General features: G+C 64.7%; 24 protein-coding genes. 13 read left to right on the plus strand and 11 right to left on the minus strand.

Going from position 1 to position 21,658, the window contains the following annotated elements; all coding sequences use genetic code 11:
• Window positions 1–15: 15 nt before the first annotated feature.
• From ACRQ5Q_RS37360 to urtA, 9 genes are all read right to left on the minus strand, one after another.
• Window positions 16–555 (minus strand): HD domain-containing protein, encoded by a 540-nt coding sequence (locus tag ACRQ5Q_RS37360; RefSeq protein WP_439370567.1) that lies wholly within the window; start codon window positions 553–555, stop codon window positions 16–18.
• Between the two features lie 57 nt (window positions 556–612).
• Window positions 613–918, minus strand: coding sequence for an urease subunit beta (locus ACRQ5Q_RS37365; protein ID WP_439370568.1), 306 nt, complete (start codon window positions 916–918; stop codon window positions 613–615).
• A gap of 10 nt (window positions 919–928) precedes the next feature.
• Complete coding sequence (locus ACRQ5Q_RS37370; protein ID WP_439370569.1) at window positions 929–1,231, minus strand: urease subunit gamma; 303 nt, start codon at window positions 1,229–1,231, stop codon at window positions 929–931.
• 40 nt (window positions 1,232–1,271) lie between these two features.
• Window positions 1,272–2,102, minus strand: a complete 831-nt coding sequence (locus ACRQ5Q_RS37375) for an urease accessory protein UreD (protein WP_439370570.1) — start codon at window positions 2,100–2,102, stop codon at window positions 1,272–1,274.
• Between the two features lie 36 nt (window positions 2,103–2,138).
• Entirely contained in the window at window positions 2,139–2,834 is a 696-nt protein-coding gene (urtE, locus tag ACRQ5Q_RS37380) for an urea ABC transporter ATP-binding subunit UrtE (protein ID WP_439394831.1), read from the minus strand.
• A gap of 3 nt (window positions 2,835–2,837) precedes the next feature.
• Window positions 2,838–3,599, minus strand: coding sequence for an urea ABC transporter ATP-binding protein UrtD (gene urtD, locus ACRQ5Q_RS37385; protein ID WP_439370572.1), 762 nt, complete (start codon window positions 3,597–3,599; stop codon window positions 2,838–2,840).
• A 6-nt stretch (window positions 3,600–3,605) separates the two neighbouring features.
• Complete coding sequence (gene urtC, locus ACRQ5Q_RS37390) at window positions 3,606–4,775, minus strand: urea ABC transporter permease subunit UrtC (RefSeq protein ID WP_439370573.1); 1,170 nt, start codon at window positions 4,773–4,775, stop codon at window positions 3,606–3,608.
• Window positions 4,772–6,379 carry an urea ABC transporter permease subunit UrtB gene (gene urtB / locus ACRQ5Q_RS37395; RefSeq protein ID WP_439370574.1) on the minus strand — a complete coding sequence of 536 codons (1,608 nt, stop codon included), beginning with the start codon at window positions 6,377–6,379 and terminating at the stop codon, window positions 4,772–4,774. Before urtB ends, urtC begins: the two co-directional genes overlap by 4 nt.
• Window positions 6,380–6,463: 84 nt before the next feature.
• Window positions 6,464–7,792 carry an urea ABC transporter substrate-binding protein gene (urtA, locus tag ACRQ5Q_RS37400; RefSeq protein ID WP_183247104.1) on the minus strand — a complete coding sequence of 443 codons (1,329 nt, stop codon included), beginning with the start codon at window positions 7,790–7,792 and terminating at the stop codon, window positions 6,464–6,466.
• 481 nt (window positions 7,793–8,273) lie between these two features.
• Between urtA and ACRQ5Q_RS37405 the strand changes: the two genes are divergently transcribed.
• From ACRQ5Q_RS37405 to ACRQ5Q_RS37415, 3 genes are all read left to right on the plus strand, one after another.
• Window positions 8,274–9,860 carry a DEAD/DEAH box helicase gene (locus tag ACRQ5Q_RS37405; RefSeq protein WP_439394833.1) on the plus strand — a complete coding sequence of 529 codons (1,587 nt, stop codon included), beginning with the start codon at window positions 8,274–8,276 and terminating at the stop codon, window positions 9,858–9,860.
• A 23-nt stretch (window positions 9,861–9,883) separates the two neighbouring features.
• Complete coding sequence (infA, locus tag ACRQ5Q_RS37410; protein WP_439370577.1) at window positions 9,884–10,174, plus strand: translation initiation factor IF-1; 291 nt, start codon at window positions 9,884–9,886, stop codon at window positions 10,172–10,174.
• A 274-nt stretch (window positions 10,175–10,448) separates the two neighbouring features.
• Window positions 10,449–10,661 (plus strand): cold-shock protein, encoded by a 213-nt coding sequence (locus ACRQ5Q_RS37415; RefSeq protein ID WP_011084262.1) that lies wholly within the window; start codon window positions 10,449–10,451, stop codon window positions 10,659–10,661.
• A gap of 188 nt (window positions 10,662–10,849) precedes the next feature.
• Here the strand turns inward: ACRQ5Q_RS37415 and ACRQ5Q_RS37420 are convergent, their stop codons facing one another.
• Both ACRQ5Q_RS37420 and ACRQ5Q_RS37425 read right to left on the minus strand, forming a co-directional pair.
• Complete coding sequence (locus ACRQ5Q_RS37420) at window positions 10,850–11,347, minus strand: pilus assembly protein N-terminal domain-containing protein (protein WP_439394834.1); 498 nt, start codon at window positions 11,345–11,347, stop codon at window positions 10,850–10,852.
• A 250-nt stretch (window positions 11,348–11,597) separates the two neighbouring features.
• Window positions 11,598–12,425 carry a sterol desaturase family protein gene (locus ACRQ5Q_RS37425; RefSeq protein WP_439370579.1) on the minus strand — a complete coding sequence of 276 codons (828 nt, stop codon included), beginning with the start codon at window positions 12,423–12,425 and terminating at the stop codon, window positions 11,598–11,600.
• Window positions 12,426–12,694: 269 nt separating this feature from the next.
• On the opposite strand from ACRQ5Q_RS37425, the gene ACRQ5Q_RS37430 reads away from it, so the two are divergent.
• From ACRQ5Q_RS37430 to ACRQ5Q_RS37475, 10 genes are all read left to right on the plus strand, one after another.
• Window positions 12,695–12,859 carry a Flp family type IVb pilin gene (locus tag ACRQ5Q_RS37430; protein WP_018646598.1) on the plus strand — a complete coding sequence of 55 codons (165 nt, stop codon included), beginning with the start codon at window positions 12,695–12,697 and terminating at the stop codon, window positions 12,857–12,859.
• A 70-nt stretch (window positions 12,860–12,929) separates the two neighbouring features.
• Window positions 12,930–13,076: a hypothetical protein gene (locus tag ACRQ5Q_RS37435; RefSeq protein ID WP_439370580.1), complete on the plus strand. Its 147-nt coding sequence runs from the start codon at window positions 12,930–12,932 to the stop codon at window positions 13,074–13,076.
• A gap of 123 nt (window positions 13,077–13,199) precedes the next feature.
• Window positions 13,200–13,724 (plus strand): A24 family peptidase, encoded by a 525-nt coding sequence (locus ACRQ5Q_RS37440; protein WP_439370581.1) that lies wholly within the window; start codon window positions 13,200–13,202, stop codon window positions 13,722–13,724.
• Window positions 13,725–13,852: 128 nt separating this feature from the next.
• Complete coding sequence (cpaB, locus tag ACRQ5Q_RS37445; RefSeq protein WP_439370582.1) at window positions 13,853–14,653, plus strand: Flp pilus assembly protein CpaB; 801 nt, start codon at window positions 13,853–13,855, stop codon at window positions 14,651–14,653.
• Window positions 14,654–14,664: 11 nt separating this feature from the next.
• Entirely contained in the window at window positions 14,665–16,140 is a 1,476-nt protein-coding gene (locus ACRQ5Q_RS37450; RefSeq protein ID WP_439394836.1) for a type II and III secretion system protein family protein, read from the plus strand.
• Between the two features lie 20 nt (window positions 16,141–16,160).
• Complete coding sequence (locus ACRQ5Q_RS37455) at window positions 16,161–16,895, plus strand: CpaD family pilus assembly protein (RefSeq protein ID WP_439370584.1); 735 nt, start codon at window positions 16,161–16,163, stop codon at window positions 16,893–16,895.
• Window positions 16,892–18,160 carry an AAA family ATPase gene (locus ACRQ5Q_RS37460; RefSeq protein WP_439370585.1) on the plus strand — a complete coding sequence of 423 codons (1,269 nt, stop codon included), beginning with the start codon at window positions 16,892–16,894 and terminating at the stop codon, window positions 18,158–18,160. The genes ACRQ5Q_RS37455 and ACRQ5Q_RS37460 overlap by 4 nt, the downstream gene beginning before the upstream one ends.
• A gap of 21 nt (window positions 18,161–18,181) precedes the next feature.
• Window positions 18,182–19,651 (plus strand): CpaF family protein, encoded by a 1,470-nt coding sequence (locus ACRQ5Q_RS37465; protein ID WP_439370586.1) that lies wholly within the window; start codon window positions 18,182–18,184, stop codon window positions 19,649–19,651.
• 16 nt (window positions 19,652–19,667) lie between these two features.
• Window positions 19,668–20,645 (plus strand): type II secretion system F family protein, encoded by a 978-nt coding sequence (locus ACRQ5Q_RS37470; protein WP_439394838.1) that lies wholly within the window; start codon window positions 19,668–19,670, stop codon window positions 20,643–20,645.
• Between the two features lie 9 nt (window positions 20,646–20,654).
• On the plus strand, window positions 20,655–21,629 hold the full coding sequence (locus ACRQ5Q_RS37475) for a type II secretion system F family protein (protein WP_439394839.1): 975 nt from the start codon (window positions 20,655–20,657) through the stop codon (window positions 21,627–21,629).
• Window positions 21,630–21,658: the final 29 nt, after the last annotated feature.

Here is a 21,658-nt window from a genome sequence, read left to right on the forward strand (position 1 = left end):
TGAACTGTTGGCTGCTCACAGCAAGGCCCTCGCTGCTTTCACGGCATCGTCGAATTTCGTATCGAGCCACGCATTGCCGCCGCGGCAACCCGCCACGACCCGCGTGGCCCAGTCGCTGTAGTCGGCGAGATCGTCGCGCTCTTCAGCGGTCGGATCGGTTTGAATGCGCGCGCCGATGTTGCTGATCTTGTCGGCTATCTTGATCAGCTTGGCGCCGGGGGATTTGTGCGGCGCGTCCTCGATCTGCTTCCGCCGCCGCTCCGCCTTCGGCAGGCTCATGTCGTCGGTGCATTCGACGACGAGGGACGCGACACGCTCGGAGAATGTCTGCGCGAGCTCCTCGCGCGTGGTGTCGGTATCCTCGATCGAATCGTGCAGCCAGCCGGCCGCGACCAGCTCGGCATCGGCACCATCGGTCGCGGTTGCAAGCAAGTTCGCGACCTCGGCGAGGTGATTGATATAGGGCTCGTTGCCCCGCCCCTTGCGCGCCATGCCGTTGTGGCGGCGCGCGGCGAGGTCGGCGGCTTCGGAGACGAGGCGGATTGGGGACAGCATGGCAAATACCTCCGTTTCCGCCTCAACGGTGCCGCGCCGTGCTCGTTCCTGTGGAGGTCACAGCTTCCCCATGACGCCGCCGCGGAAGCCGTAGATCGTCTTCTTGCCGGCGAGCGCGACGAGCTGGACCTCGCGGGTCTGGCCGGGCTCGAAACGGACGGCGGTGCCGGCGGCGATGTCGAGGCGCATGCCGCGCGATTTCTTGCGATCGAACTTCAGCGCGGGGTTGGTCTCGAAGAAATGGTAGTGCGAGCCGACCTGGATCGGCCGGTCGCCGCTGTTGGCGACCGTCAGCGTCACGGTCTTGCGGCCGGGATTGAGCTCGATCTCGCCGTCCTGGATGAAGAGTTCGCCGGGGATCATGCTCTTGCTCCTACCTGATCGGGTCGTGCACGGTGACGAGCTTGGTGCCGTCGGGAAAGGTGGCCTCGACCTGGATGTCGTGGATCATCTCGGGAATGCCCGGCATCACCTGGTCGCGGGTCAAGACCTGCGCGCCGGATTGCATCAGCTCGGCGACGGTGCGGCCGTCGCGCGCGCCTTCGAGGATGAAATCGGAGATGATCGCGATCGCCTCGGGATGGTTGAGCTTGACACCGCGGTCCAGCCGGCGGCGCGCCACGATCGCCGCCATCGAGACCAGAAGCTTGTCCTTTTCGCGGGGAGACAGGTTCATGCGAAATCTCTTCCGTTCAACACGTCAATTCAGCCAGTCATCAGTTCAGCCAGAGCCGCGGCAGGGCCGCGCCGGTGCGCGCCAGCACGGTCATCATGTCGGCGCGCAAACGCGCCGCATCTTGGGCACAGAACCGCGCGATTGCAAAGCCATTCCATGCCGAGATTCCGACCTCGCCGGAGAAGGACTCCGACGCCTCCCGGATGCGCTCGACCAGGGCCTCGTCAGCGGGCACGATCAGGGCCGTGCCGATCGCCGCACCGCCCTTTGCCACGGCCGATCGCGCGAGCTTGGCGCCGATATCACCGTCGAGCCGGACGGTTTCTGCGAACACCAGCCTGCCGCCGCGGCGCATTCGCCAGCGGTCGACGAACTCGCCCTGCTCCATCCGCTCGCCCATGGCGGTGCGGCCGAAGACTACGATCTCGCAGAGTAGGAGCGAGGCCGCCTCGTCGACCTCGATGTCGAAGCGGCGTTGCACGCGCGCGCGGTCGAACAGGATGGTCTCCTGCGGCAGCCAGCCAAGATGCGCGCCTGCGGCGGCCTTCAGGGAGATATTGAGCTGCGCCGCCGGCCCCGGCGCGCGATAAACCTTTTCTGCGGCCGCCGTGGTCAGCGTCAGCCGCGCGCGATCGCCTGCCGATATCTCGACATCGAAGCGATCGCCGCCGGCGACCCCGCCAGCGGTGTTGACGAACACGCCGGACAGGCCCTGATCTTCCGGCGAGGGAAACCGTACGCGGAGCGAACCGGACTCATGCAGGGCACCGCGCCGCGTCACGCCATCTCGCGCATGCACGTCGAAGCGCACCGCGCCACGGGCACGGTTGGCTTCGAATATCGTGGACGTGGCTGACAGTTCGCTGCGCATCCGTCTCCCCAGCCGGTCGCGGCAGGATTTTGCGGCTTACAGCGCCATCTGGCGGCTGATTTCGCTCGCGTCGAGACTGGAGCGGTCGCAGGTGAATTTCACCGCGCCGCGATCCATCACCGCGAAACTGTCGCCGAGTTCACAGGCAAAGTCGAGATATTGTTCGACCAGCACGATGGCGATGTTGCCGAGGTTGCGCAGGTACGAGATGGCGCGGCCGATGTCCTTGATGATCGAGGGCTGGATGCCTTCAGTCGGCTCGTCGAGCAAAAGCAGTTTTGGCCGCATCACCAGCGCGCGGCCGATCGCGAGCTGCTGCTGCTGGCCGCCCGAGAGGTCGCCGCCGCGCCGGCCGAGCATGGATTGCAGCACCGGAAACAGCGAGAACACGTCGTCCGGAATGTGCTTGTCCTCGCGCTTGAGCGGGCCGAAGCCGGTCTTGAGGTTCTCCTCGACCGTCAGCAGCGGAAAGATCTCGCGACCCTGCGGCACGAAGCCGATGCCCTTGCGCGCCCGCTCGTAGGGCTTGAGGCCGGTGATGTCGCTGCCGTCGAACACGATCGCGCCCGAGGAGATCGGATATTGCCCGACCATGGCGCGCAGCAGCGACGTCTTGCCGACGCCATTGCGCCCGAGCACGCAGGTCACCTTGCCGGGCTCGGCCGAGATCGAGACGCCGCGCAGCGCCTGCGCCGCGCCGTAGAACAGGTTGATGTCCTTGACCTCAAGCATCGCTCAGCGTCCCAGATAGACTTCGATGACCCGCTCGTTCGACGAAACCTGGTCGATGGTACCTTCCGCGAGCACCGTACCTTCGTGCAGGCAGGTGACCTTGACGCCGAGCTCGCGCACGAACGTCATGTCGTGCTCGACCACCATGACGGTGTGGGTCTTGTTGATCTCCTTGAGCAGTTCGGCGGTGAGATGCGTCTCGACGTCGGTCATCCCCGCGACGGGCTCGTCGACCAGCAGCAATTTCGGATCCTGCGCCAGCAGCATGCCGATCTCGAGCCACTGCTTCTGGCCGTGGCTGAGGCTGCCGGCGAGACGGTTGCGGGCCTCGGTGAGGCGGATCGTCTCCAGCACCTTGTCGATACGCTCGGACTCCGCCTTGCTGCCGCGCCAGAACAGCGTGCCGCGGACGGAGTGGTCGACATTGAGCGCGAGCAGGAGATTGTCCTGCACCGTCTGGCTCTCGAACACGGTCGGTTTCTGGAATTTGCGGCCGATGCCGAGCTCGGCGATACGGGTCTCGTCGAGCCGCGTCAGGTCGGTGACTCCGTCGAACAGCACGGTGCCCTCGTCCGGCTTGGTCTTGCCGGTGATGATGTCCATCATCGTGGTCTTGCCGGCGCCGTTCGGACCGATGATGGCGCGCATCTCGCCGGGGCCGAGCGTCAGCGACAGATTGTTGATGGCGTGGAAGCCGTCGAAGGAGACGTGCACGCCGTCCAGATAGAGCATCGCGGAGGTCGCGCGGGTGTCCATGACGTTCATGACCGCTTACTCCGCCATCTTGGGTTCGGTAACGCCGTCTTCGGCTGCGGCGCTCATCATGGTCGCGGCGGCGCGTTTCTCCTTCGACGAGGCCCACCAGGCATTGAAGGTGCCGACGATGCCCTTGGGCAGCAGCAGCGTCACCAGGATGAACAGCGCGCCCAGCATGAACAGCCAGTACGGCGCCAGCACGCCCGAGGTGAAGAACGTCTTGGCGTAGTTGACGACGACGGCGCCGAGCGCGGCGCCGACCAGCGTGCCACGGCCGCCGACCGCGACCCAGATCACCGCCTCGATCGAATTGCCCGGCGCGAATTCGGACGGATTGATGATGCCGACCTGCGGCACGTAGAGCGCGCCGGCGACGCCGGCCATGCAGGCCGACACCGTGAACACGAACAGCTTGTAGGATTCGACGCGGTAGCCGAGGAACCGCGTGCGCGATTCCGCGTCACGCACGGCGATCAGCACCTTGCCGAGCTTGGAGGAGACGATCGCGCGGCAGATCAGGAAACCGACGATCAGGGCCAGGCAGCTCAGCGCGAACAGCGCCGCGCGGGTGCCTTCGGCCTGCACGTTGAAGCCCAGAATGTCCTTGAAGTCGGTCAGGCCGTTGTTGCCGCCGAAGCCGAAATCATTGCGGAAGAAGGCGAGCAGCAGCGCATAGGTCATCGCCTGGGTGATGATCGACAGATAAACGCCGGTGACGCGGGAGCGGAACGCGAGCCAGCCAAAGCAGAAGGCGAGCAGGCCGGGCACGACCAGCACCATCAGCGCGGCGAACCAGAACATGTCGAAGCCGTACCAGTACCAGGGCAGCTTCTGCCAGTTCAGGAACACCATGAAGTCCGGAAGGATCGGATTGCCGTAGACGCCGCGGGTGCCGATCTGCCGCATCAGGTACATGCCCATTGCGTAGCCACCGAGCGCGAAAAAGGCGCCGTGGCCGAGCGAGAGGATGCCGCAATAGCCCCAGATCAGGTCGATCGCGAGCGCCAGAATCGCGTAGCAGACATATTTGCCCCAGAGCGCGACGAGATAGGTCGGCACCTGCAGGAACGAGCCGGCAGGCAGCAGCAGGTTGGACAGCGGGATCAGCACGCCGAGCGCGGCGACAACGAGCAGGAAGATCGTCGCGCCACGGTCCAGCGATCGCGTCAGCATGTGAGGGGTCATGCTTCCACCGCACGGCCCTTGAGCGCGAACAGGCCGCGCGGGCGCTTTTGAATGAACAGGATGATGAGAACGAGGATCGCGATCTTGCCGAGCACGGCGCCGGCGACCGGCTCCAGGAACTTGTTGGCGATACCGAGCGTGAAGGCGCCCACGAGGGTCCCCCAGAGATTACCCACGCCGCCGAACACCACGACCATGAAACTGTCGATGATGTAGCTCTGGCCGAGATTGGGGCTGACATTGTCGATCTGCGACAGCGCCACGCCGGCGATGCCGGCAATACCCGAGCCGAGCCCGAAGGTGAGCGCGTCGACGCGCGAGGTGGCGATGCCCATCGAGGCCGCCATGCGACGGTTCTGCGTCACCGCGCGCATTTCGAGACCGAGCGCGGTGTAGCGCAACATCGCGAGCAGGATCGCGAAGACGGCCAGCGTGAAGCAGAGGATCCAGAGCCGGTTATAGGTGATGGTGATCTGGCCGAGCTCGAAAGCGCCGCTCATCCAGGAAGGATTGCCGACCTCGCGGTTGGTCGGGCCGAACATGGTGCGCACCGCCTGCTGCAGCACCAGCGACAGGCCCCAGGTGGCGAGCAGCGTCTCCAGCGGACGGCCATAGAGGAAGCGGATGATGCTGCGCTCGATCAAGACGCCGATCGCGCCCGCGACCAGAAAGGCGAGCGGCACGGCGATCAGCAGCGAATAGTCGAACAAGGCGGGATAGCGGGTACGGATCACCTCCTGCACCACGAACGTGGTGTAGGCGCCGATCATCACCATCTCGCCATGGGCCATGTTGATGACGCCCATCACGCCGAAGGTGATGGCAAGCCCGATCGCGGCGAGCAGCAGCACCGAGCCGAGCGACAGGCCGTACCAGGCGTTCTGCACCGTGGACCAGACCGCGAGCGAAGACTGGATCGAGCTGATTGCACTGGCTGCAGCCTTGGTCACCGAGGGCGGCTGGTCGCCCATGCCGGTGAGCAGCGCCATCGCCTCCTGGTCGCCGCGCGCCTTGAGGGTGGCGACCGCCTCGAGCTTCTCGACCTCCGTGGCATCGGACTTGAACAGCAGGATCGCCGCGCGGGCCTCGCCGAGCGCAGCCTTGACGGACTTGTTGGTTTCCTTGGTGAGCGCGGCATCGACCGCCTCGAGCGCGGTTTCCTCGTGCGACTTGAAGACGGATTGCGCGGCCTGCAGGCGCGTTCCGACATCCGGCGACTGCAACGTCAGGCTGCCGAGTGCGGCATCGACGCTGCGGCGCAGGCGGTTGTTGAGACGGACCGCACTCGCACTGTCGGGAACGCTGGCGACGGCCTCGCCGGTCGCGGCGTCGATCGACTTACCGTCGGTGCCGGTGACGTAGACCTTCTTGTTGTCAGAATCGGCCATCAACCGGCCGTCCTGGAGCGCGCTGATAATGGGAAAAGCCAGCTTGTTGCCGCTGCTTGCGACCGCACCGATCGCCTCTTCCGTGTCGGAAAAATCGTCGTTGGCGAATTTGGCGACCGCATCCTCGAACGGACCCGCAAAGGCCGGCAGTGCGAACGCAATCAGAAGCAACGAGAGCAGCAGCGAACAGAGACGGGCGGGCAATTTGGCTGGCACTGTGAATGACCCCGGCAGAAATGGGTGGAGAAGGCGGCGGCATCGCCGCCTTCCCCCGATCGTGCAGTGGATGTCAGACCCGGATCAGGAGCCCGAGCCGAGGCACTTGTTCGTCTTGGTGTTGAAGTTGCCGCACTTCTTGCCGACCCAGTCGCCGATCAGGTCCTTGGAACCGTCGAGCTCCTTCGACCAGGCGTCGCCCGCCACGAGGCCCGGGGTCTTCCAGACCACGTCGAACTGGCCGTTGCCCTTGATCTCGCCGATGAACACCGGCTTGGTGATGTGGTGGTTCGGCAGCATCTTCGACACGCCGCCGGTCAGGTTCGGCGCCTCGATGCCGGGTAGCGCATCGATCACCTTGTCCGGATCGGTCGACTTCACCTTCTCGACCGCCTTCACCCACATGGCGAAGCCGATCACGTGCGCTTCCATCGGATCGTTGGTGACGCGCTTCGGATTCTTGGTGTAGGCCTGCCAATCCTTGATGAACTTCTCGTTCGACCCGTCCTTGGTCTTGATCGACTGGAAGTAGTTCCAGGCGGCGAGATGGCCGACCAGCGGCTTGGTGTCGATGCCGGCGAGTTCTTCCTCACCCACCGAGAACGCCACCACCGGGATGTCCTTCGCCTTGATGCCCTGGTTGCCGAGCTCCTTGTAGAACGGAACGTTGGCGTCGCCGTTGATGGTCGAGACCACCGCGGTCTTCTTGCCGGCCGAGCCGAACTTCTTGATGTCGGCCACGATCGTCTGCCAGTCGGAGTGACCGAACGGCGTGTAGTTGATCATGATGTCTTCCTGGGCGACACCCTTCGACTTCAGATAGGCTTCCAGGATCTTGTTGGTGGTGCGCGGATAGACGTAGTCGGTGCCCGCGAGCACCCAGCGCTTCACCTTCTCTTCCTTCATCAGATAGTCGACGGCGGGAATCGCCTGCTGGTTCGGCGCAGCACCCGTGTAGAACACGTTGCGCTCGCTCTCCTCGCCCTCGTACTGCACGGGGTAGAACAGGATGTTGTTGAGCTCCTTGAACACCGGGAGCACCGACTTGCGCGACACCGAGGTCCAGCAGCCGAACACGACCGAGACCTTGTCCTTGGTGATCAGCTCGCGCGCCTTCTCGGCGAACAACGGCCAGTTCGAGGCGGGATCGACCACGACGGCTTCGAGCTTCTTGCCGAGCACGCCGCCCTTCTTGTTCTGTTCGTCGATCAGGAAGAGGATGGTGTCCTTCAGCGTGGTCTCGCTGATGGCCATGGTGCCGGAGAGGGAGTGAAGCACGCCGACCTTGATGGTGTCGTCCGCGGCCTTGGCGCCGGTCAATGAGGCCAGACCGAGCATCAGTCCGGCGGTCGCGGCGAGCACGCCGCGGCGGCTAAATGACGCCGCTCTATCGCGAGTGGATTTGGTAAGCATTTGGTATCATCTCCCTGACGCAGACGTGAAAAGACGCTGCGAAACGGCCCCACGGCCGCCTGCGATTAATCGAATCGCAAGAACCATGCCATGGGCTGAACACGCCGCAATATATTGATTTCGCTTCGGAATTCGGCAAAAATCAAAGTTTCGCCGCAGTCACAATGCTCAAAACTTAAGCGGACGAAATGTATGCTCATGGGGCATACAGCCCATTTTTTGACCAGAATGGTAATTCTGTCTAAATTTCCGGCACAATTATTTCTGCATTGCGACCTCGGTTTGAGGCGGACTTGCCTTGAAAGCGCCCCGTCGATGTTCCATATGAACGGCCGAGACCTCTTGCGAATCAAGGGGTCGTAGCGAGCCGCGTGTTCTTAAGCCCCCTCCGGGCCTCTGGCTTGCCCCATATCATCCAAGCCATCCGACACCCCAAACACGCAGGTGTCTTCTCGACACCCTTTTGCGCGCGCCGCGCTGAATGCGCCGGGCGCCCGCTTTTCACATGGAAAGAACCCATCTTTTGACTTCGTTTCAGGACTTCGGCCTCGCCGAACCCATCGCGCGCGCTCTTCGTGAAGAGAATTACGTCACCCCAACCCCGATCCAGGCCCAGACCATCCCGCTGGCGCTGACCGGCCGCGACGTTGTCGGCATCGCCCAGACCGGCACCGGTAAGACCGCCTCCTTCGCGCTGCCGATCCTGCACCGCCTGCTCGAGAACCGCATCAAGCCGCAGCCCAAGACCGCCCGCGTCCTGGTGCTGTCGCCGACCCGCGAGCTTTCGGGGCAGATCCTCGACAGCTTCAGCGCCTATGGCCGCCACATCCGGCTGTCCTCGACCCTCGCCATCGGCGGCGTTCCGATGGGCCGCCAGGTCCGGGCCCTGATGCAGGGCGTCGACGTGCTGGTCGCCACGCCCGGCCGCCTGCTCGACCTCGTGCAGAGCAACGGATTGAAGCTCTCGAGCGTTGAATTCCTGGTGCTCGACGAGGCCGACCGCATGCTCGACATGGGTTTCATCAACGACATCCGCAAAATCGTCGCCAAGCTGCCGATCAAGCGGCAGACGCTGTTCTTCTCGGCCACCATGCCGAAGGACATCGCCGAGCTCGCGGACTCCATGCTGCGCGATCCCGCCCGCGTCGCGGTGACCCCGGTCTCCTCGACCGCCGAGCGGATCAATCAACGCATCCTGCAGGTCGACTTCTCGGCCAAGCCCGGCTTCCTGACCAAGCTGCTGCAGGACGAGCCGATCAACCGTGCGCTGGTCTTCACCCGCACCAAACACGGTGCCGACAAGGTCGTGAAGACGCTCGAAAAGGCCGGCATCCCCGCCAGCGCCATCCATGGCAACAAGTCGCAGAACCATCGCGAGCGCACCCTGGCGCAGTTCCGCTCCGGTGAAATCCGCACCCTGATTGCCACCGACATCGCTGCCCGCGGCATCGACGTCGACGGCATCACCCACGTCATCAATTTCGACCTGCCCAACGTGCCCGAGACCTATGTCCACCGCATCGGCCGTACCGCACGCGCCGGGGCCGACGGCACCGCGATCTCGCTGGTCGCCGGCGGGGAGGAGCTCAGCTACCTCCGCGACATCGAGCGGCTGATCAAGGTGGCGCTGCCGCGCGAAGACCTCCGCACCGATGCCGGCCGCCGCGATGCGGGTCCTCCCGCGCCGCAGCAAAGACATGGCCGCGGAGGCCGCCCCGGCCAGCGTCCGCAAGGCGCACGGCACGGGGACGGACGTCGGGCCGACGAAAGGCACGGCGACGGACGTCACCATAGCGCCGGCAAGCAGGGCGACGGACGCCCCGGTGAAGGCCGCCACGGCGGCGATGCGCGGCATGTCGACGGACGATTCAACGACGGCCAGAACGCCTCGAAGGGGTCCCGTCGCCGCCGCTCCGGCGCTAATAAGCTGGGACATTCGCAAACCGATCGGTCGGAACAGCGTCCCGCGCATAGCGCCGGCAGGCCTGATGGGATACAAGGCGTGGCCTTTCTGCGCCGTGAGAGTCGGCCGAACGGCCAATCGACCCGCAAACCCTATTCGCACTAGCCGTCCACGACCTGGAGATATCAATGGCTAAGGAAGAGCTGATCCAGTTCGAAGGACTGGTCACCGAAATCCTCCCCGATGCCCGCTACCGCGTGCAGCTCGACGCCGGACACGAGATCGTCGCCTACACCGCCGGCAAGATGAAGAAGAACCGTATCAAGACGCTCGCGGGCGACCGCGTGACGGTGGAGATGTCGCCCTACGACCTCGAGAAGGGCCGGCTGATTTTCCGCCACAAGGATGAGCGTCCCGCAACGCCGGGCGGACCGCCACGCGGTGGGCCGCAGCGCGGTGGCCAGTTCCGCCGCCGCTAAGCGCCGAAACGCCGATCCGCGCGCAAGCGTGGAAGTAAAATCCGACCTAAATGCTGATCTGCCGCGCTCACCGCGGCGGATCAAAAAATCGTGCACCTCACGATTGTTTTGAAGCCTCATTTCCAATAAAATGAATTAATCGATTTTCGGCCGGACGACATTGGCATCCACCGGTACAGCCGGTTCAGACACGCTGACGACCCTTCCAGAAATTCGATCTAACCCGTCCGCGCGAGCGGGCTTTTACATTGTTTATCTGAGAGGGAACTACCCCGTGAGCATGGGAACCGTGAAGTGGTTTAACGCGACCAAGGGCTTCGGCTTCATCCAGCCCGACGATGGCGGCAAGGACGTATTCGTGCACATCAGCGCCGTCGAGCGCGCCGGCCTCGGCACGCTGCGCGAAGGCCAGAAGATCTCCTACGAGATCGTCGCCGATCGCCGGTCCGGCAAGTCGGCCGCCGACAACCTTCGCTCCGCCGGCTGAGCCCACGGACCTTCAGTCCGGATCGGCTCGAACGAGCAAGCGAAATCAACGATGGAAAAGGCCGTGCGCGACGCACGGCCTTTTCTCATGTTGGACGAGCGACGCCTCAGTAGGTCGTGCAGGCACACTGATCCTGCCCAAGCACCTCGCCGATCTGACTGGCTAGTTGGTCTTGCTAGTTGGTCTTGCTAGTTGGTCTTGGCACCCGCGCTGGCGTTGCCGCTGGCATTGCTGCTCAGCGAACCGGCCTGGCCCATCGTGGTGCTGAAGTAGCTGTCGCTGTCGCCCAGCGTCACGCGGCGCTGGCAAAGCGGCAGGCAGCTGTAGGACTCGCGCTCAACCCCGCGATAGACGGTCACGACCCGGTCGCTCGGGCCTTCGACCTGGATCTGGCGATCGACCAGGATCTCGCCCGCCCGGTCGAGCGCGATGAAATTGGTGGCGCCGTAGCCCTTTCCGGTCACGACGATCATGCCGCCGGGCTGGAGCGTGACGTCGGCGATCAGGGGATTGCCGACCACGATGGTCGCCACCTTGCCGGGCAGCCGGACCAGCTTGGCCTGGTCGACATTGACGGCGATGGTGTCGGCGGTGGATTCGGCAAGGCCGGCAGAAGGCCATGCCAGCGCCGTGGACGCAACCAGAAGACAGACGCGCGCATGGCGGCGCAGCAGTTGTTTACGCATACTCTTACCCCCGGGACGTCACAAACCGGCAGAAGGAGATACAGCGGAGCCGGTGCCCGACCTCGCTAACCTGCCTTCAATTCGTGAATGTTCCGCAAACTCGCCGACTATTGTTTGAACGGACTGACGATTTGCCGCTCGGATGCACCCTAAAGCGCGACGAGATTGGGATAAATCATCATCACGCTTTGGATTGTTGTTTACGCATGATCTTTCCGGAAAACCGCTTCGCACTTTTCCGGATCATGCTTTAGCGGCGGAACGGATAGGCAAGCTGCCCTCCGATCTCCTTCGGCATGGTCGCTTCGTCCTTGCCGTAGTCCTGTGGCAGTTTCCCCTCCGGCATGCGGAAGGTGCCGAACAGCACGTCCCAGATCGGGAACGTCCCGGCGAAATTGGTGTCGCCACCCTCTTCGAGCGGGGTGTGGTGCCAGCGGTGGAATACCGGCGTCGCCAGCACGTATTTGAACGGCCCGAACGTCCAGTTCAGGTTGGCGTGCACGAATGCCGAATGGAACGTCGTGAACGGGGAAACCCAGATCATGACGTTCGGGGAGATGCCGGCCATCAGCAGCACGACATCGACCCCGATCGTGCCGAGCACGAGATTGACGGGATGGAAGCGGGCCGCCGAAATCCAGCTGATCTCCTCGGAGGAGTGATGGATCGCGTGGTACTTCCAGAACTCGCCGCCATGGAAGAGCCGGTGCAGCCAGTACAGCATGAAGTCCGACAGCACCAGGAACAGCGCGGCCTGAACCCAGAGCGGCAGTTGCGCCAGCGGGCCGTGGCCGTTGTCGTAGAAGGCGATGAGACCGTCGGCGTCGTGGATGTTGAAGAAGACGCCCGCCCCGACGATCAGGAGCCCGATTCGCATGGTCCGGGCGAATACGGGGACGAAGAACCAGTAGCAGATGTCGGTGACGATCTCCCGCTTGCGCCACCACGGCACGCCCGGATTGCAGGCCCAGAAATGCTCGAGCACCGTGAAGACCAGCGCGAGAACGAAGGTGACGGGGACCACCTTCGCGATGGTCTCGCCGAGCATCAGGGCGACTTGCATTGGCAGGCTCGACATCGTCGCCTCTCTTCCGAATTGCTGGTCTTCCTACGCCTACTCCGCGAAATTTAAGGGAGGGTGAAGCCTATCGACGCAGTTGCAGCGCGTCCGGAACGGGAGCGAGTTTCGACGGGTGCCTTAAGGCGAAATTCACTCTGGGCAAAAGCATCGCGCAGCGATCGGGTTTACGCGATCGAATTAACTCCACCGAAAGAGCTCGGCTCTCATGGTCATCGCGTCAACGACAGCGCCGAACGAGGCGATCCCACCCAAGACGGAGTTTGTTCATGAAGAACTTGATTGCACGTTTCGCCAAGGATGAATCCGGCGCCACCGCCATCGAATACGGCCTGATCGCCGCCGGCATCGCGCTGGCCATCATCACCGTCGTCAACAACCTCGGCAGCACGCTGAACACCAAGTTCGGCTCGATCAGCTCTTCGCTGAAGTAAGCGACCGACAAACGACGGCAAAGCCCCGGACCTCCGGGGCCTTTTGTTTTTGCGAGTACGGCGAGTTCCAGTGGCGTTGCGCAAGTACAGAACCGATGCCTCGGTTGCGGCGAGCGAGGCGCAGGCGGCGCCGAACGGCTCGCCGGCCTATTGGGTGTGCCTTGCGCTGCTGCTCGCAACGATCGCGCTCGCCGCGCGCATCGCGAGCCTCTGGTGAGCATGACTCTGGCGGGCCATCGCCCGTCCAGGCCGCTGCTGCCGTTGTCGGTTTGTTTAGCACTGCCGGCTAGCATCGCGCGACGCCAGATCCCGCGACAACCCAGGCCTCAAGACGCAGCCCATGATCCTCGACCTTGCGCGCCTCCTGCTCTTCCCGGCCCTGATGGCGTTCGCCGCTGCGAGCGATCTCTTCACGATGACCATCTCGAACCGTGTGTCGCTGGCGCTGGTCGCAGGCTTCTTCGTGCTCGCCTTCGCCGGTGGCATGGCACCTTATGAGATGCTCACGCATGTCGGCGCCGGCGCGCTTCTGCTGGTCGTGGCCTTCACCTGCTTCGCGATGGGCTGGATCGGCGGCGGCGACGCCAAGGTCGCAGCCTCCGTCGCGCTCTGGTTCGGCTTCGCGCATCTGATGAACTTCCTGCTCTACGCCTCGCTCTTCGGCGGAGCGCTGACGCTGCTCCTGCTCCAGCTCCGGCAATGGCCGCTGCCCTACGGCCTCGCGGGCCAGGCCTGGCTTGCACGGCTGCACGCCAAGGAGAGCGGCATTCCCTACGGCATCGCGCTCGCGCTGAGTGCGCTGATGGTCTACCCGGAGACCGAATGGGTGAAGGCGATCGACCTCGCTCACCTCGCCCTGCGCTGAACGCCTCGGGTAAACCCGGCGTTAAGGCGATTTAGATACGCCTCATTAACCATGCTTTGACGAATAGCTGGTCAACTGCCGATTACGGCGGCGGCAGCGTCGCGGCGGCTTGTTGGAAAGTGAAGCGTATGAATAGGGCACGCATTGTCGTCCTGGCGGTCGCCATCTGCGCCGGCGGTGTCGCCGCGTACCTGGCGAGCGGCTCGGACAGTTCTGCGCCGCCTCCGCCGGCTCCGGTCGCGCAGCTTCCGACCGTCGACGTGCTGGTGGCCAAGAATGACATCGGCCTCGGCCAGACCGTCAAGCCTGAAGACGTGCAATGGCAGACCTGGCCAGCCGCGAGCGCCAGCGCCACCTTCATCCGCCGCAACGAGCGCCCGGAGGCCGCGACCCAGGTGACGGGCTCGATCGCGCGCGCCCCCTTCATCCAGGGTGAGCCGATCCGCGACCAGAAGCTGGTCAAGCCGGAGGGCTCCGGCTTCATGGCGGCAATCCTGCCCACCGGCATGCGCGCGATCTCGACCGAAATCTCGCCCGAGACCGGCGCAGGCGGCTTCATCCTGCCCAACGATCGCGTCGACGTGCTTCTGACCCGCCGCCTCAAGAACCCCGACCAAGGCAGCGGCGCCCCCGACATCGTCACCTCCGAGATCATCCTGGCCAACATTCGCGTCCTGGCCATCGACCAGGCGCCGAAGGAAAAGGACGGCCAGAACGCGGTGGTCGGCAAGACCGTCACCCTCGAGCTCAATCCCGCACAGACGGCGACGCTGTCCACCGCGCGGCAGAGCGGCACGCTGTCGCTGGCGCTGCGCAGCATCGTCGACGTCAAGATGAGCGAAATCACGCTCGATGATTCCGCACAGAAGCGCGATGGCGTTTCGATCATTCGCTACGGTATCCCGAGCGCGACGGCAAAGGCACGATGAGGGCAGTCGATATGAAATGCAGGGTTGATTTGCCGACGATGCGAACCACCGTGGTCCGCGCCCTGTCGTACTCGGCCGCCCTGGCGCTGGTGCTCAACTCGGCGCCGACCCCCGCGGTCGCCGCCGACTACCGCCCCGTGGCGCCGGCCGCCGCCGACAGCCAGATGAACGCGCGTTTCCTTTCGCTCGGCGTCGGGAAGTCGATCGTGATCGACCTGCCGCGCGACATCAAGGACGTGCTGGTCGCCGACCCCAAGATCGCCAACGCAGTGGTGCGCTCGGCGCAGCGCGCCTACATCATCGGCGCCTCGGTCGGCCAGACCAACATCGTGTTCTTCGATTCCGCCGGACAGCAGATCGCGGCCTACGACATCGCGGTCAAGCGCGACCTCAACGGCGTGCGCGCCGCATTGAAGCAGGTCCTGCCCAATTCCGACATCCAGATCGACGGGCTCGGCGAGGGTGTCGTGCTGAGCGGCAGCGTGGCGAGTCCAATGGAGGCGCAGCAGGCCAACGAACTCGCCGCGCGGCTCGCCGGCGGCGCCGACAAGGTGTTGAACTCGATCGTGGTCCGCGGCCGCGACCAGGTCATGCTGAAGGTGACGGTGGCCGAGGTCCAGCGCAACATCGTCAAGCAGCTCGGCATCGACCTCTCGGCGAACCTGAACTACGGCACCTCGGTGGTGAGCTTCACCAATTCCAACCCGTTCACCGCGCTCGGCCACAATCTCGTGGACGGCAACAACCTGACCACCAGGTTCGGCGCGACGCCCTCGGTGCAGGCCACCCTGCGCGCGATGGAGGCCGCCGGCGTGATCCGGACGCTGGCGGAGCCGAACCTGACCGCGATCTCCGGGGAGTCGGCGACCTTCATCGCGGGCGGCGAATTCCCGGTCCCCGCAGGCTATGCGTGCGATCCCACCACGCATGTCTGTACCACCCAGATCAGCTTCAAGAAGTTCGGCATCTCGCTCAACTTCACTCCGGTGGTTCTGACCGAAGGCAAGATCAGCCTGCGCGTGATGACCGAAGTCTCGGAGCTTTCGAACGAGAATTCGATCACGCTGTCGCAGGCCGTGACCTCGACGTCGGTGAACTCGGTGACGGTACCCTCGATCCGGACCCGCCGCGCCGAAACCTCGCTGGAAATTCCCTCCGGCGGAGCGATGGCGATGGCCGGCCTGATCCAGCAGCAGACCAAGCAGGCGGTGAGCGGACTGCCGGGCCTGATGCAGCTTCCGGTCCTTGGCACGCTGTTCCGCAGCCGCGACTTCGTCAACAACGCGACCGAGCTGGCCGTGATCGTGACGCCCTATGTCGTTCGCGCGGCGGCGCCGAAGGATCTGTCGCGGCCGGATGACGGCTTCGCCGCGCCTGCCGACCCGCAGGCCGAACTGATCGGCAACATCAACCGCATCTATGGCGTGCCCGGCCGGACCGAACCGGCCCGGAACTACCGTGGCACCTACGGCTTCATCACCGACTGAGGCGGAACGGGGACTTCAAGATGATCACAAGACCACCCCAGCTTCGCAAACGCGCCATCGGCTTCGGTGGCGCGCTCGTCGGCATCGCGCTTGCGCTCGGCGGCTGCCAGCACGACGAGGTGACGACCGCCTCCATTCCCGACGACTACAAGCAGCGTCACCCGATCGCGGTCGAGGAGCAGAACCGCTCGATCGTCGTCTTCGTCGGCCACGCCCGCGGCGGGTTGACCGCCGCCCAGCGCGCCGACGTGATGGGCCTGGCATCGGCCTGGCTGCACGAAGGCACCGGCGCCATCCATATCGACGTGCCGTCCGGTACGCCGAATGCGCGCCCGGCCTCGGGGTCGATGCGTGAGATCCAGGCCCTGCTGACGGCCGCGGGCGTTCCCCCACGCGGCATCATCACCCGCTCCTACCAGCCGGAAGACAAGCGCTTCCTGCCGCCGATCCGGCTGACCTATTCCAGGATCGCCGCGGTCGCGGGTCCCTGCGGTCTGTGGCCGGAGGACATCGGCCCCTCGATGAAGAACAAGCGCTGGTTCGAGAACAAGGACTATTACAATTACGGCTGCGCCTATCAGCGCAACATGGCCGCCATGGTCGACAACCCGGCGGACCTCGAGCAGCCGCGTCCGGAAACGCCGTCCTACACGACGCGGCGCACTGCCTTCTTCGAGAAGTACCGCAAGGGAACTCCGACGGCAGTCATGTATCCTGAAGCCGAAAAGGCCAAACTCAGCGACACCGGCAGATGATCAGTTACGCTCGCCAGCCCCAAGAAGAGCAGCCGGAAGCATCGCTCCCGCCGGTCGAGGAGCATATTGCGCCAGCGCCGCGCGTTTCGGTCCAGGCTTTCTGCGAGACCGTGGAGACCGCTGCCGCGGTGCAATCGGCCGGCGAGGATCGCCGCCTCGGCAAGGCCCACCTCAAGATCCAGATGGGCGGCATGGCGGCCGCGATCGAAGCCTACCGCTCGGCGCCCACGCCGAACGTGATCGTGCTCGAGAGCGATGGCCGCAACGACCTCTTGGGCGGCCTCGACCAGCTCGCCACCGTCTGCGACGCCGGCACCCGCGTCGTGGTGATCGGCCGCATCAACGATGTCACGCTCTATCGCGAGCTGGTGCGTCGCGGCGTCAGCGACTACGTGCTCGCGCCGGTCGGCCCCATCGACGTCGTACGCTCGATCTGCAACCTGTTCTCCGCACCGGAAGCCAAGGCGGTCGGCCGCATCATCGCGGTGGTCGGCGCCAAGGGCGGCGTCGGCGCATCTACGATCTCCCACAACGTCGCCTGGGCGATCGCGCGCGATCTCGCCATGGACGCGGTGGTGGCCGATCTCGACCTCGCCTTCGGCACCGCCGGGCTCGACTACAATCAGGACCCGCCGCAGGGCATTGCCGACGCGGTGTTCTCGCCCGATCGCGTCGATACTGCCTTCATCGACCGCCTGCTGTCGAAATGCACCGACCACCTCAGCCTGCTGGCGGCGCCGGCGACGCTCGACCGGGTCTATGATTTCGGCACCGACGCCTTCGATGCCGTGTTCGACACGTTGCGCTCAACCATGCCGTGCATCGTACTCGACATCCCGCACCAATGGTCGGGCTGGACCAAGCGCGCCCTGATCGGCGCCGACGACATCCTGATCGTGGCGGCGCCCGACCTCGCCAATCTGCGCAATACCAAGAACCTGTTCGATCTGCTGAAGGCCTCGCGCCCGAACGACCGGCCGCCGCTCTACTGCCTGAACCAGGTCGGCGTCCCCAAGCGGCCCGAAATAGCCGCCACCGAGTTCGCCAAGGCGATCGAGAGCCAGCCGGTCGTCTCGATCCCGTTCGAGCCGCAGATCTTCGGCTCGGCAGCCAACAACGGCCAGATGATCGCGGAGATCTCCGCCAACCACAAGTCGATCGAGATGTTCCTCCAGATCGCCCAGCGCCTGACCGGCCGCAGCGAGACGAAGAAACAAAAGTCGTCCTTGCTTTCACCCCTGATTGAGAAGTTGCGGGGAAAATAAGCCGCCGCATGGAGTCGTTAAGTGTTCGGTAAGCGTAGCGGAACAGACACCGACCTACGGGCCCCCAAGCCCGGCGCCGTGTCGCCAGAGCCTGTCGCGGCTCCGGCGCCGACGGTGTCGCGCGCCCCGCCCCCGCCGGCCGTCGCCTCACCGCCGCTCGCCCCGATCAAAGCCCCGCCGCCGCCTCCCATGGAGAACCGGCGCTCTGACAATTATTACGAGGTCAAGGCGACCATCTTCGGCGCGCTGATCGAGGCGATCGACCTCGCCCAGCTCGCCAAGCTCGATTCTGAATCGGCCCGCGAGGAAATCCGCGACATCGTCAACGAGATCATCGCGATCAAGAACATCGTGATGTCGATCGCCGAGCAGGAGGAGCTGCTCGACGACATCTGCAACGACGTGCTCGGCTATGGTCCGCTGGAGCCGCTGCTGTCGCGCGACGACATCGCGGACATCATGGTCAACGGCGCCAACACGGTCTACATCGAGGTCGCCGGCAAGATCCAGCGTACCGGCATCCGCTTCCGCGACAACCAGCAGCTCCTCAACATCTGCCAGCGCATCGTCAGCCAGGTCGGCCGGCGCGTCGACGAATCATCGCCGATCTGCGACGCACGCCTCGCCGACGGCTCCCGCGTCAATGCGATCGTGCCGCCGCTGTCGATCGACGGGCCCGCGCTCACCATCCGCAAGTTCAAGAAAGACAAGCTGACGCTGGACCAGCTCGTCAAGTTCGGCGCGATCTCGCCGGAAGGCGCCGAGATCCTCCAGATCATCGGCCGCGTCCGCTGCAACGTACTGATCTCCGGCGGTACCGGTTCTGGCAAGACCACGCTGCTCAACTGCCTTACCAACTACATCGAGCACGACGAGCGCATCATCACCTGCGAGGACGCCGCCGAGCTCCAGCTGCAGCAGCCCCATGTGGTGCGCCTCGAGACCCGCCCGCCCAACATCGAGGGCGAGGGCCAGGTCACCATGCGCGAGCTGGTGCGCAACTGCCTGCGTATGCGTCCTGAGCGGATCATCGTCGGCGAAGTCCGCGGACCCGAAGCGTTCGACCTGCTGCAGGCCATGAACACCGGCCATGACGGCTCGATGGGCACGCTGCACGCCAACAATCCGCGCGAGGCGCTCTCGCGCTGCGAATCCATGATCACGATGGGCGGCTTCTCCCTGCCCTCGCGCACCATCCGCGAGATGATCTGCGCCTCGATCGACGTCATCGTCCAGGCGGCGCGCCTGCGCGACGGTTCGCGCCGCATCACCCACATCACCGAGGTGATGGGCATGGAAGGCGACACCATCATCACCCAGGACATCTTCGTCTACGACCTGATCGGCGAGGACGCCAACGGCAAGATCATCGGCCGGCACCGCTCGACCGGCATCGGCCGTCCGAGGTTCTGGGAACGCGCCCGCTATTACGGCGACGAGAAGCGCCTTGCCGCCGCGCTGGACGCTGCGGAAGTGGCGCCGACGAAATGAGCGGGTCAGCGACGCCATGAACATGCAGGTCCTCGCCCTCGCCTTCCTCGCCACCGCCGCCGTAGGCGGCATCGCCTGGGTCTTCCTCTATCCGCTGCTATCGGGAGAACGGCAGGCGGAGAACCGGCGCGCCTCGATCGCGCGCGCCGACGCGCCGGCGACCAAGCAGGCCGAAAAGAGCCAGCGATCGCGCCGCGAGCAGGTCGAGAACTCGCTCAAGGATCTCGAAGCACGGCGTCAGCAGGAAAAGAGCGTTCCGCTCAGCGTCCGCCTGTCCCAGGCAGGGCTGGACTGGACACCGCAGAAATTCTGGATCGTGTCCGCCGTCGTGGCGGGCGTGCTGTTCACGGCCGCCATGTTCGTCGGCGGCGGCCTGCTCGGCGCCGCCGGCCTTGCCTTTGCCGGCGGCCTCGGCCTGCCGCGCTGGGCACTCGGCTTCCTGAAGAAGCGTCGAGAAGCCAAATTCCTGCAGGCGCTGCCCGACGCCGTCGACGTGATCGTCCGCGGCATCAAGGCGGGCCTGCCGCTGTTCGAATCGATCAAGGTCGTCGCCGCCGATTCGCCCGAGCCGCTGCGCAGCGAGTTCCTGGCGATCATCGAGACGCAGGCGATCGGCATGCCGCTCGGCGAAGCCTGCTCGCGCCTCTACGAACGCATGCCGCTGCCGGAAGCCAATTTCTTCGGGATCGTCATCTCGATCCAGCAGAAGTCGGGCGGCAATCTCTCCGAAGCGCTCGGCAACCTCTCGAAGGTGCTGCGCGACCGCAAGAAGATGAAGGAAAAGATCCAGGCGATGTCGATGGAAGCCAAGGCCTCTGCCGGCATCATCGGCTCGCTGCCGCCGATCGTGATGTTCCTCGTCTATCTCACGACGCCGCACTACATCTCGCTGCTGTGGACCCATCCTACCGGCCAGCTCATGCTGGTCGGCTGCGTCATCTGGATGTCGATCGGCGTCATGGTGATGAAGAAGATGATCAACTTCGATTTCTGACGGTGGCGCATGGTCGAATTTCTCGTTTCGAAACTTCATGACGTCCGCTTCATGACCATGCTGCTGGCGGCCATCGCCGCCAGCGCCACCGTCTATACGCTGGTGATGCCGCTGTTTGCCGGTGAAGGCCTCTCCAAGCGCATGAAGGCGGTCGCAAGCGAACGCGAACGCATCCGGCAGCGCGAGCGCGACCGCCTCAACAAGAACGAGAAGGTCTCGCTGCGCCAGACGCCGAAGCAGATCGTCTCCAAGGTCGTCGAGGACTTCAATCTCACCAAATGGCTCGCGCAGGAAGCCGCCCGCGACAAGCTCATCATGGCGGGCTACCGCGGCCAGGCGCCCTACATCACCTTCCTGTTTGCGCGCATGGTCGCTCCGCTCGTGCTGTTCATGGGCTCGATCCTGTACGTGTTCCTGATCGCGCACATGGACAAGCCGCTGCCGGTCAAGATCGGTATCTGCATCGGTGCCGCCTATGCCGGCCTGCAGGCGCCGATGCTGTTCCTCAAGAACGCCATCTCCAAGCGCCAGCTCTCGATCAGGCGCGCCTTTCCCGACGCGCTGGACCTGCTGCTGATCTGCATCGAATCCGGCATGTCGGTCGAAATGGCGTTCCGGAAGGTCGCCGCCGAGATCGTCGGCCAGTCGATCGCGCTGTCGGAAGAGTTCGCGCTGACCACCGCCGAACTGTCCTATTTGCAGGACCGCAAGGTGGCCTACGAGAACCTGGCGCGGCGCACCGGGCTCGAGGGCGTCAAATCGGTGTGTCTGGCGCTTCAGCAGGCGGAACGTTACGGCACTCCGCTCGGGCACTCGCTGCGCGTCATGGCGCAGGAAAACCGCGACATGCGCATGAACGAGGCCGAGAAGAAGGCCGCGGCGCTGCCGCCGAAGCTGACGGTGCCGATGATCCTGTTCTTCCTGCCGGTGCTGTTCGTCGTCATTCTCGGGCCAACCGGCATCAAGATCTCCGAGCTGCAATGACGCGAAAGGCGGACCGCGCGCGGTCCGCG

The sequence above is a fragment of the Bradyrhizobium sp. PMVTL-01 genome, assembly GCF_051861855.1.
Lineage (GTDB): Bacteria > Pseudomonadota > Alphaproteobacteria > Rhizobiales > Xanthobacteraceae > Bradyrhizobium.

What these genes read in the sequence shown, in the direction of transcription:
- ACRQ5Q_RS37365 (WP_439370568.1), bottom strand. Translation starts at nt 918, where the DNA reads ATGATCCCCGGCGAACTCTTCATCCAGGACGGCGAGATCGAGCTCAAT.
- cpaB (WP_439370582.1), top strand. Translation starts at nt 13,853, where the DNA reads ATGAATAGGGCACGCATTGTCGTCCTGGCGGTCGCCATCTGCGCCGGC.
- urtE (WP_439394831.1), bottom strand. Translation starts at nt 2,834, where the DNA reads ATGCTTGAGGTCAAGGACATCAACCTGTTCTACGGCGCGGCGCAGGCG.
- ACRQ5Q_RS37460 (WP_439370585.1), top strand. Translation starts at nt 16,892, where the DNA reads ATGATCAGTTACGCTCGCCAGCCCCAAGAAGAGCAGCCGGAAGCATCG.
- urtA (WP_183247104.1), bottom strand. Translation starts at nt 7,792, where the DNA reads ATGCTTACCAAATCCACTCGCGATAGAGCGGCGTCATTTAGCCGCCGC.
- urtC (WP_439370573.1), bottom strand. Translation starts at nt 4,775, where the DNA reads ATGACCCCTCACATGCTGACGCGATCGCTGGACCGTGGCGCGACGATC.
- ACRQ5Q_RS37455 (WP_439370584.1), top strand. Translation starts at nt 16,161, where the DNA reads ATGATCACAAGACCACCCCAGCTTCGCAAACGCGCCATCGGCTTCGGT.
- infA (WP_439370577.1), top strand. Translation starts at nt 9,884, where the DNA reads ATGGCTAAGGAAGAGCTGATCCAGTTCGAAGGACTGGTCACCGAAATC.
- ACRQ5Q_RS37370 (WP_439370569.1), bottom strand. Translation starts at nt 1,231, where the DNA reads ATGAACCTGTCTCCCCGCGAAAAGGACAAGCTTCTGGTCTCGATGGCG.
- urtD (WP_439370572.1), bottom strand. Translation starts at nt 3,599, where the DNA reads ATGAACGTCATGGACACCCGCGCGACCTCCGCGATGCTCTATCTGGAC.
- ACRQ5Q_RS37360 (WP_439370567.1), bottom strand. Translation starts at nt 555, where the DNA reads ATGCTGTCCCCAATCCGCCTCGTCTCCGAAGCCGCCGACCTCGCCGCG.
- ACRQ5Q_RS37375 (WP_439370570.1), bottom strand. Translation starts at nt 2,102, where the DNA reads ATGCGCAGCGAACTGTCAGCCACGTCCACGATATTCGAAGCCAACCGT.
- ACRQ5Q_RS37420 (WP_439394834.1), bottom strand. Translation starts at nt 11,347, where the DNA reads ATGCGTAAACAACTGCTGCGCCGCCATGCGCGCGTCTGTCTTCTGGTT.
- ACRQ5Q_RS37430 (WP_018646598.1), top strand. Translation starts at nt 12,695, where the DNA reads ATGAAGAACTTGATTGCACGTTTCGCCAAGGATGAATCCGGCGCCACC.
- ACRQ5Q_RS37425 (WP_439370579.1), bottom strand. Translation starts at nt 12,425, where the DNA reads ATGTCGAGCCTGCCAATGCAAGTCGCCCTGATGCTCGGCGAGACCATC.
- ACRQ5Q_RS37440 (WP_439370581.1), top strand. Translation starts at nt 13,200, where the DNA reads ATGATCCTCGACCTTGCGCGCCTCCTGCTCTTCCCGGCCCTGATGGCG.
- ACRQ5Q_RS37475 (WP_439394839.1), top strand. Translation starts at nt 20,655, where the DNA reads ATGGTCGAATTTCTCGTTTCGAAACTTCATGACGTCCGCTTCATGACC.
- ACRQ5Q_RS37470 (WP_439394838.1), top strand. Translation starts at nt 19,668, where the DNA reads ATGAACATGCAGGTCCTCGCCCTCGCCTTCCTCGCCACCGCCGCCGTA.
- ACRQ5Q_RS37405 (WP_439394833.1), top strand. Translation starts at nt 8,274, where the DNA reads ATGCGCCGGGCGCCCGCTTTTCACATGGAAAGAACCCATCTTTTGACT.
- ACRQ5Q_RS37450 (WP_439394836.1), top strand. Translation starts at nt 14,665, where the DNA reads ATGAAATGCAGGGTTGATTTGCCGACGATGCGAACCACCGTGGTCCGC.